The following is a 9,687-nucleotide window of genomic DNA, read 5'->3' as shown; positions in this document are numbered from 1 at the left end:
AATTTAGAAGAATCCCTTTTGGAAATTAAAGACACCTACAATACCATTGCATTTCCGTCTGAAGAATCATTATTCAAGGAAAAAAGCAGCAAATTCTTCGGTTATGCTTATCCAATCGAGTCTGAAGAAGAAGTAAAGCCAATCATAGAAATCTTAAAAAAGCAACATCCACATGCTGTCCATTACTGCTACGCCTATCAAATAGGAACTGAAACCATTCAATACAGAGCCAATGATGATGGAGAACCAAGCAATACAGCAGGAACTCCTATTTATGGTCAAATACAATCTTTCGGACTCACCAATGTACTTGTTGTTGTCGTTCGAATTTACGGTGGAATAAAATTAGGAGTGGGCGGATTAATTTCGGCATACAAAACTTCGGCACAAATCACATTGGAATCTTGTGAAATTATCGAAAAAACGATTGACGTTCCTTTTCAAATTTCATTTGATTATAAAAACATGAATAAAGTGATGCGAGTGATTAAAGAAAAAAAATTGGATATTACTTCTCAAGAAATGGAAATAAATGAAGAAACAAATTTACCAATTGGAAAAATTGTAATAAAAACCAGAAAAAAAAATGCCGAAATGGTATTCGACACTTTTAATTCTTTGTTTGAAATTGACATAAAAAAACTCTAATTTCTCATTTAAAAGAACTCATTTTGACGATTATTCAAAAGTTTTTAATAGTTCCAAAATGTAATCTGGCGGAGCTGTTGGTCTACCCGTTTTTAAGGACACAAAAACTAACATAAATTGGGCAGTTGTTAATAACTCTTTAGCTTCATTGTAAATTGCACAATCAAATTCTATCTTCACGGACGTCTGACTTTTGAAAACTGTATGCACAGTCAATAACTCATCATAAACCGCTGATTTTTTATAATTAATATTCATATTCACAATTGGGAGCCCAATACCACTTTCTTCCATTACTTTATATGAAATCCCTTTGTTTCTAAGCCATTCGACCCTTCCTATCTCAAAATAGGGTATGTAATTTCCGTGATAAACAACCCCCATTTGGTCTGTTTCTGAATAACGAACACGAACTTGAATTTGATGATCTTTCATTAATTATGAATTTAAATTTAAATCTTAAAAAAGCTCCTTACAATAATATTTTCAAAAATTATAACCTAAAATATTTTTTTTTACAGATAATTGTTCACATATTTGTTATCCCGAAAAAAGAATCTATTTCACATTCTTTTTGTAAGATAATAAGTACCCAAATAAAAAAATTTAACTAGATATATGAACAAGACTGCACAATCAGTATGGGAAAACTGTTTGTCCTTCATAAAGGACAACATTCAAGATCAAGCCTATAAAACTTGGTTCGAGCCAATTAAATCAGTTGAACTTACCGATAATGCATTATATATTCAAGTACCAAGTAAATTTTTCTACGAATGGCTAGAGGAACACTACGTGAAATTATTAAAAGTGGCCCTAACCAAAGAACTTGGAAAAAACGCAAAGTTACTCTATAAAATCAAAATGGAAAACACTTATGGTAACAAACAACCGTTTACGGAACAGTTACCAAGTGCCAATAGAGCTCCAATGAAAGCTCAAGAAGTGGATGCTCCATTTAAAAACTTAAATCCAGAATTAAAAAATCCATTTGTAATTCCTGGTATTCGAAATTTAAAAATCGAATCTCAACTGAATCCTAATTATAGTTTTGATAACTTCTTGGAAGGGGATTCTAATAGATTAGCCCGTTCAGCAGGTATGGCGGTTGCCAATAAACCAGGTGGAACATCTTTCAACCCATTATTGATTTTTGGTGGTGTTGGATTGGGAAAAACACACTTAGCCCACGCTATCGGTGTTGAAATCAAAGACAAATATCCTGAAAAAACAGTTTTATATATTTCAGCTGAAATTTTTACTCAACAATATATTGATTCGGTAAAGAAAAACAACAGAAACGATTTTATTCATTTCTACCAGTTAATCGACGTTTTAATCATTGATGATGTTCAATTCCTTTCAGGAAAATCTGGAACACAAGATGTGTTTTTCCATATTTTCAATTACTTGCACCAAAACGGGAAACAAGTTATCTTGACTTCGGACAAGGCTCCTGTTGACATGCAAGACATTGAGCAACGTTTATTGTCCCGTTTCAAATGGGGATTATCTGCTGAGCTACATCAACCAGATTATGAAACGAGAATTTCAATCCTAAAAAACATTCTATATCGTGACGGTGTTGAAATGCCTGAAGACATTATAGAATATGTAGCACGCAACATCAAATCGAATGTTCGTGAACTGGAAGGCGCTATCATTTCACTGATTGCACAATCTTCTTTCAACAAAAAAGAAGTAACTATCGAACTTGCCAAAAGTGTCGTGGAAAAATTTGTAAAAAATGTAAAGAGAGAAATCTCTATCGATTACATTCAAAAAATTGTTTCCGATTATTTCCAATTGGATTTAGAGACTCTACAATCCAAAACCAGAAAAAGGCACGTTGTACAAGCAAGACAATTGGCAATGTTTTTTGCCAAAAAGTTCACCAAAGCTTCATTGGCCAATATCGGTTCCCAAATTGGTGACCGTGATCACGCCACTGTATTGCACGCTTGTAAAACAGTAGATAATTTAGTAGCAACCGACAAACAATTCAAAAAGTATGTCGAGGATATTAATTCAAAATTAACGCTATAAAAAGCAATATGCCTGTCAAAATTTTAATGGTTTGTTTGGGTAATATTTGCCGTTCTCCATTGGCAGAAGGTATATTAGCCTCCAAACTTCCTACTGACAAATTTCTTGTAGATTCTGCAGGAACTGGCTCTTGGCATATTGGACGTGCTCCAGATAATCGCTCTATAGCCACCGCCAAAAAAAACGGTTTAAATATTTCTAAACAAAAAGGGAGACAATTTCAAAAATCTGATTTTGATGTTTTTGACTACATTTTTGTAATGGACAACAGTAATTACAACGATGTGATTCATCTCGCCCAAAGCGAAACCCAAAAAGAAAAAGTCCAACTCATTTTGGACGCTATCTTTCCAAATGAAAATGTTGATGTTCCAGACCCATACTACGGAGTAGCAAATGGTTTTGACATGGTTTACGAAATGCTCGATGAAGCTTGCGAAATAATTGCCAAAAATCTGATTGCCAAACATTCCTAAAAAAACTAAATAAGTTTTTATAACTTTGTTAAAAATGATGACTCTTTCCTCCAATGTCATTCGCAGACGGCAAAAAAACATCTTATTTCAAAAATTGAAAACAATCAAATGAAATCAACACCTCTTCTTGGAAAACTATATTTAATCCCAACCACTATGGGCGATTGCGACCCTATGGACGTATTACCACAAACCATAAAAAGATGTGTAGATCTAATTGATCATTATGTGGTTGAGAATGACAAAACAGCCCGAAAATCAATAAAACTAACCAATCCCGAGAAAAAACAATCCGAATTAAAACTTTTTGTTCTCAATAAATACACCGAACCCAAAGACCACCAAGATTTTATCAAACCACTTTTGGATGGCAAAGACATGGGACTTATGAGTGAAGCTGGATGCCCAGGAGTTGCCGATCCTGGCGCCGTAATTGTAAAATTGGCACACGAAAAAGGAATACAAGTTGTTCCGCTTGTTGGTCCATCCTCAATATTATTGGCGATGATGGCGTCAGGAATGAACGGTCAAAGTTTTACTTTTCATGGTTATTTACCTATTGAAAAAGACGAAAAGAAAGCTTGTTTTAAAAATCTGGAACGAATCTCTTTCGAAAAAAATCAATCCCAGATTTTTATCGAAACCCCGTATCGCAACAACAAATTATTGGAAGATTTAATTCAGACATTACATCCTGAAACTCATTTATGTATCGCCACCGACATTACTTTACCAACGGAATACATCAAAACAAAGAAAATTTCGGCATGGAAAAAAGAAACTATCGATTTACACAAACGCCCCACCATTTTCATCATCCATAAGATGTAAGCAATTAGATTTATTGCACCATCTATTTATACAATCTTAAAATAGGAGAGTTTTCCACTACCTATAAATTTATAAAGCAATAAGTTTATATTTTTTGAAAAAACAATTAGTCAACCGGAAACGGTATAATACAATTTTCTTAATTTTGAAAATAAAATTACAACTAAGCCTTCTTTTTAAAACCAACAATAATTATGAAAACCTTCATTTTAATCATAAGCTTTTTTATAAACATTTGTTGTGTAGCTCAAGACAAATTAAATTTCAATTCAAAACCTATTGATTGCGAAAATAAATGGGTTGTCTTTTCATCTGACTCATTCGGCTCCTACAGCTATGGTTTTGTATACATGGACAGTCAAGCGGGTTTAACTCTCGATTTTGCTGGTTCACTCAAAATAAACAGCAATAAAAAATTTCTTATCAGTAAAAATGAAGCAGGACGCTCCATGAAAATTAGATTACAACCAAACAAATCATTAGTAGCAATCATTCCTGAATCTTATTTTGCCGAATTCGATATTTCAAAAACTCCCGATTGGCTCAAAGCATATCAAGAAGACGAAAACTCAACCAATAGGTTATTCATATGGGGCTCTACTTATAACATCTGGAACGAATGCGCTAAAGGATTGACATATTTAGAAAAAGTAAAAAAGATCGACCCAAATTACAAAGGACTTAAAACTGAGATTGCTTTTTCATATAATTGTTTAAAACAACCTCAAAATGCAATTAACATCCTGAAAGAAGCAATTAAACAAACGCCGGACGATGCTTATGCTTACAAAGAATTACTTTATTCACAAGTACATAACAACCAGCTCCCCGATGCACTAAAAACCTATTATAAAATAGAAAAGGATATAACCGACAAAACTTATAAATCTGAAAACGCATTTAATATTTTATGTGCATTCTACAGTCAGAATAACTTAAAAAAATTCAATGAGTGGATTAACCTTACTCAAATTGACAAAGACGATCGCTTTGGCCCTTACGTCGAGAAATTTAAAAAGGATTTGGAAAAGCTAAATTAGTTTTCAAAATTTCAATAATTAAAAACAAAGAAAATTTCAGTATGGTAAATGAAACTGTCGATTTACACAAACGCCCCACTATTTTCATCATCCATAAAATGTAAATAACAAAGTCCTTTTGGGCGTGCCACCATAAAAAAAATGGGTCTACTCATCACACTGTTGAGTCGACCCATTTCTTTTATGCTGTCGGGTCATACGCGTTACAAGGTAACCAGCTCCTACCCCTCACGCAGCTCGCAGAAACATTAGTTCTACACCAGATCATTAACTTTTCCCGAACATCGTTCTCCTAAAAAAGAAAAAATCGACTTAAAAAAACTACTTTTATACTCCTAAATAAATTCATTTATTACATGAGTAAACTACCAAATGTAACGACTAGCATCTTTACAGTGATGTCCAAAATGGCAGCAGAACATAATGCAATCAATCTTTCCCAAGGGTTTCCAAACTTCCCTGTTGACGAAAGATTAACTGAAATTATTTCTCGATTGTCAGTTGAAGACGTTCATCAATACACTCCTATGTCTGGTTATCCTCCATTGTTGGCAAAAATTGCAACATTGGTAAAATCGTCCTATAATCGCAATATTTTACCAGAAACCGAAATACTCGTTACAGCCGGTGCAACTCAAGCCATATTCACCATATTACTGGCTTTGTTAAAACCAAATGATGAAGTAATTATTCTCGACCCCAGTTACGATTGTTACGAGGCCCCAATATTGTTAAGCCAAGCAAAACCAATGCGGGTATCACTTAATGATGATTACACTCCAAATTGGAATACTATTACCAGTGCATTTTCGGATAAAACCAAAATGATTATCATCAATAATCCGCATAATCCTACTGGAAAAATTTTAAACGAATCCGATTTAAAAAATCTGGAAATACTTTTGGAAAAAAACCCCAATGTACTATTGCTTTCCGATGAAGTATACGAATACATCACTTTCGAACAAAAACACATTTCAACCCACACCCGAATAAAACTGCTCGACCGTTGCATCACTGTTTCCTCATTCGGAAAATCATTTCACGTGACGGGTTGGAAAATAGGATATCTTGTAGCTCCCGAATATTTGATGAAAGAAATCAAAAAAGTGCATCAATTTTTGGTTTTCAGTGTCAACAGCATTTGCCAGGTGGCAGTTTCAGAATATTTGGATTTAGTCGATATAAATGAAATTAGCCCATTCTATCAAGAAAAAAGAGATTATTTCAGATCATTATTAAAAAGCAGCCGATTCCAATTGATGCCCTGTGAAGGGACTTATTTCCAAGTAGTTTCGTATGCCAATATTTCAAACGAAAATGACGTTGATTTTTGCAAACGATTAATTACGGACTATGGCGTTGCTGCGATTCCAATCTCTACTTTTTATGCAGATGGAAAAGATTTAAAATTAATACGCTTTTGCTTCGCCAAAGACAATCAAACTCTGGAGGAAGCAGCGAGAAGATTGGAAACAATATAGTTGCTAAGAGTCTAAGTTAAAAAAAGTTTTTAGAATCTAAGTGCCTACAAATAAAAAATAAATTTTATAATTTATTATGCACGCATACTATTTTATTTTATTACATTTACAATCCAAAAAAATAAATTATGAGTTATACTGATAAAATGTTGAGAGACGATGCTTTGAAAGGCAAAGTTATAGTAGTTACTGGAGGCGGAAGTGGCTTAGGAAAAGCGATGACCAAATATTTCTTGGAATTAGGTGCTCAAGTAGCCATTACTTCTAGAGACTTGGAAAAACTAAAAAATACTGCCCAAGAACTAGAAACAGAAACAGGCGGTACTTGTTTACCATTACAATGTGACGTTCGTCATTATGAAGAAGTAGAAAACATGCTTCAGGCTGTGTTGAAAGCTTTTGGCAAAGTTGATGTATTATTGAATAATGCCGCGGGAAATTTTATCTCACCAACTGAACGTTTATCAGCCAATGCCTTTGATACTGTAATTGATATAGTTCTAAAAGGAACCAAAAACTGTACCCTTGCCTTTGGAAAACATTGGATAGACACCAAACAAACTTCGTCAACTGTTTTGAATATCGTCACTACTTATGCTTGGACAGGTTCAGCTTATGTAGTTCCAAGTGCAACTGCAAAAGCAGGAGTACTGGCTATGACAAGAAGTCTTGCCGTAGAATGGGCAAAATATGGTATTCGTACCAACGCAATTGCTCCAGGACCATTTCCAACCAAAGGGGCTTGGGATCGATTATTACCTGGAGACCTTGCAGAGAAATTTGATATGGCCAAAAAAGTACCATTGAAAAGAGTCGGTGACCATCAAGAATTGGCCAATTTAGCCGCTTATTTAGTTTCTGACTTTTCTGCCTATGTCAATGGAGAAGTAGTTGTTATTGATGGAGGTGAATGGCTGAAAGGTGCAGGACAATTCAATTTATTGGAAGCCATTCCCGAAGAACTTTGGGATCAATTGGAAATGATGATTAAAGCAAAGAAAAGAAGTTAATGGTTCTTTAAATTCAGTAATTAGCATCATTAACTATTGAAAATAATCACGAATAAAGTCAAAATAATAAATCAGAAAAAAGAGAACTATTTATACAGTTCTCTTTTTTTGGATATAATAGCTAACAAAAAATCAAGGAATACAGAGTATTGTTAAGATAAATTGGGGAGTATGAAAACTATTTGTTTTTGTTAACAAAATAGATTTTCAAAACCCATAAATAATTGTATTTTTACCGTTCAAAATTTAGAAAATAAATGGGCAAAATCATAGCGATTGCGAATCAGAAAGGTGGAGTTGGAAAAACAACTACTTCTATTAACCTAGCTGCTTCGTTGGGTGTTTTAGAAAAAAAAGTATTACTAATAGACGCTGATCCTCAAGCAAATGCTACATCAGGTTTAGGAATTGATGTAGAAACAGTTGAAATTGGAACCTATCAAATTCTCGAACATAGTCACACACCATTGGAGGCCATTATAAAATGTTCGTCACCAAATGTTGATGTAATTCCTGCACATATTGATCTTGTTGCGATTGAAATCGAATTGGTTGACAAAGAAAATAGAGAGTATATGCTTAAAAAAGCATTGGAAAGTGTAAAAGATCAATACGATTATATCTTAATTGATTGCGCACCATCTCTTGGACTTTTGACCTTAAACGCCTTAACTGCTGCAGATTCTGTAGTAATTCCAATTCAGTGCGAGTATTTTGCATTAGAAGGTTTGGGTAAATTATTGAATACCATAAAAAGTATCCAAAAAATCCACAATCCTGATTTGGACATTGAAGGTTTATTATTGACAATGTTTGATTCTAGATTGCGTTTATCAAACCAAGTAGTGGAAGAGGTTCAAAAACATTTTAACGATATGGTTTTTGAAACTGTGATACAAAGAAATGTAAAATTGAGCGAGGCACCTAGTTTTGGAGAAAGCATTATCAACTATGATGCAACTAGCAAAGGAGCAGTAAACTATATTCATTTAGCTCAAGAAATTATAAAGAAAAACAGTAAATAGTTGTATGTCAAAAGCAATAAAAAAACAAGCCTTAGGTAGAGGTTTATCTGCATTATTAAAAGATCCTGAAAACGATATTCAATCGGTAGAAGATAAAAATGCGGATAAAGTAGTAGGGAATATTATAGAGCTTGAAATTGATGCTATAGAAATAAATCCATTTCAGCCCCGAAGTAATTTTAATGAAGAGTCATTGCGTGAATTAGCCACTTCAATCAAGGAGTTAGGTGTTATTCAACCTATTACTGTTCGTAAATTGGACTTCAATAAATACCAATTAATTTCTGGGGAACGTCGTTTACGCGCTTCCACATTAATTGGACTTACGACTGTCCCTGCTTACATTCGTATTGCAAACGATAACGAATCTTTAGTAATGGCCTTGGTTGAAAACATCCAACGTCATGACTTGGATCCAATAGAGATTGCACTTTCATACCAACGTTTGATTGATGAAATTCAATTAACTCAAGAACAAATGAGTGAAAGAGTTGGTAAAAAACGTTCGACTATTGCCAATTATTTAAGACTTTTAAAATTAGACCCAATCATTCAAACCGGAATTCGTGATGGTTTTATCAGTATGGGTCACGGTCGTGCAATTATCAATATTGAAGACCATGATGTTCAGACAGATATTTATCAAAAAATAGTAAGTCAAAATCTTTCGGTTAGAGAAACAGAGACTTTGGTAAAAAATTACCACGAAAGTTTAAAACCAAAACCAGCTATTCCAACTAAAATATCTTCTTTTGAAATTAATGATGAAGATGTGAGTACTTTCAACAAGTATTTCGGAACAAAAATTGATGTGAAAGTTGCCGGAAACGGAAAAGGAAAAATCACAATTCCTTTTCATTCTGAAGAAGACTTCAACAGAATTATAAAATTAATAGAAGGGTAGTGAATAAAATCATTTCCATAGGGCTACTGCTTTTTCTTATAGGAAACGCTTCGGTTTTTGCACAAGCAAAAACCGAAGCTGTTTTAAAGCCAAATGACACTTTAAAATCAATAGAAATAGACCCTTTGACACCTGCAAAAGCCGCTTTCTATTCGGCTATATTACCTGGTCTAGGTCAAGCATACAATAAAAAATACTGGAAAATTCCATTAGTTTACGGAGC

11 protein-coding genes are annotated in these 9,687 nt (G+C 33.8%); 10 read left to right on the top strand and 1 reads right to left on the bottom strand.

Features of this window, described 5'->3' with window-relative positions; translation table 11 throughout:
* The first annotated feature begins 18 nt into the window (after window positions 1–18).
* On the top strand, window positions 19–648 hold the full coding sequence (locus tag VFS71_RS15020; protein WP_326402248.1) for a YigZ family protein: 630 nt from the start codon (window positions 19–21) through the stop codon (window positions 646–648).
* A 30-nt stretch (window positions 649–678) separates the two neighbouring features.
* Here VFS71_RS15020 and VFS71_RS15015 read toward each other — a convergent pair whose 3' ends face one another.
* Entirely contained in the window at window positions 679–1,083 is a 405-nt protein-coding gene (locus VFS71_RS15015; protein ID WP_310008943.1) for a thioesterase family protein, read from the bottom strand.
* Between the two features lie 183 nt (window positions 1,084–1,266).
* On the opposite strand from VFS71_RS15015, the gene dnaA reads away from it, so the two are divergent.
* From dnaA to VFS71_RS14970, 9 genes are all read left to right on the top strand, one after another.
* Window positions 1,267–2,694, top strand: a complete 1,428-nt coding sequence (gene dnaA, locus VFS71_RS15010; RefSeq protein WP_326402247.1) for a chromosomal replication initiator protein DnaA — start codon at window positions 1,267–1,269, stop codon at window positions 2,692–2,694.
* Window positions 2,695–2,702: 8 nt separating this feature from the next.
* The gene (locus tag VFS71_RS15005; RefSeq protein WP_326402246.1) at window positions 2,703–3,170 is read left to right on the top strand and encodes a low molecular weight protein-tyrosine-phosphatase; all 468 of its coding nucleotides are present in this window, start codon (window positions 2,703–2,705) and stop codon (window positions 3,168–3,170) included.
* A 108-nt stretch (window positions 3,171–3,278) separates the two neighbouring features.
* Entirely contained in the window at window positions 3,279–4,001 is a 723-nt protein-coding gene (locus tag VFS71_RS15000; protein ID WP_326402245.1) for an SAM-dependent methyltransferase, read from the top strand.
* Window positions 4,002–4,195: 194 nt separating this feature from the next.
* Window positions 4,196–5,041 (top strand): hypothetical protein, encoded by an 846-nt coding sequence (locus tag VFS71_RS14995; RefSeq protein ID WP_326402243.1) that lies wholly within the window; start codon window positions 4,196–4,198, stop codon window positions 5,039–5,041.
* Between the two features lie 356 nt (window positions 5,042–5,397).
* Complete coding sequence (locus tag VFS71_RS14990; protein WP_326402241.1) at window positions 5,398–6,525, top strand: methionine aminotransferase; 1,128 nt, start codon at window positions 5,398–5,400, stop codon at window positions 6,523–6,525.
* 128 nt (window positions 6,526–6,653) lie between these two features.
* Complete coding sequence (locus tag VFS71_RS14985) at window positions 6,654–7,535, top strand: SDR family oxidoreductase (RefSeq protein ID WP_326402240.1); 882 nt, start codon at window positions 6,654–6,656, stop codon at window positions 7,533–7,535.
* Window positions 7,536–7,792: 257 nt separating this feature from the next.
* Complete coding sequence (locus VFS71_RS14980) at window positions 7,793–8,560, top strand: AAA family ATPase (RefSeq protein ID WP_315255600.1); 768 nt, start codon at window positions 7,793–7,795, stop codon at window positions 8,558–8,560.
* Between the two features lie 4 nt (window positions 8,561–8,564).
* Window positions 8,565–9,464 (top strand): ParB/RepB/Spo0J family partition protein, encoded by a 900-nt coding sequence (locus tag VFS71_RS14975; RefSeq protein ID WP_326402239.1) that lies wholly within the window; start codon window positions 8,565–8,567, stop codon window positions 9,462–9,464.
* The coding region (locus tag VFS71_RS14970) for a DUF5683 domain-containing protein (RefSeq protein ID WP_326402237.1) at window positions 9,464–9,687 on the top strand (224 nt) is incomplete at its 3' end. The genes VFS71_RS14975 and VFS71_RS14970, both read left to right, overlap by 1 nt.

The sequence above is a fragment of the Flavobacterium sp. genome, assembly GCF_035760125.1.
Lineage (GTDB): Bacteria > Bacteroidota > Bacteroidia > Flavobacteriales > Flavobacteriaceae > Flavobacterium.
This window is presented reverse-complemented; position numbering and strand designations above follow the sequence as displayed.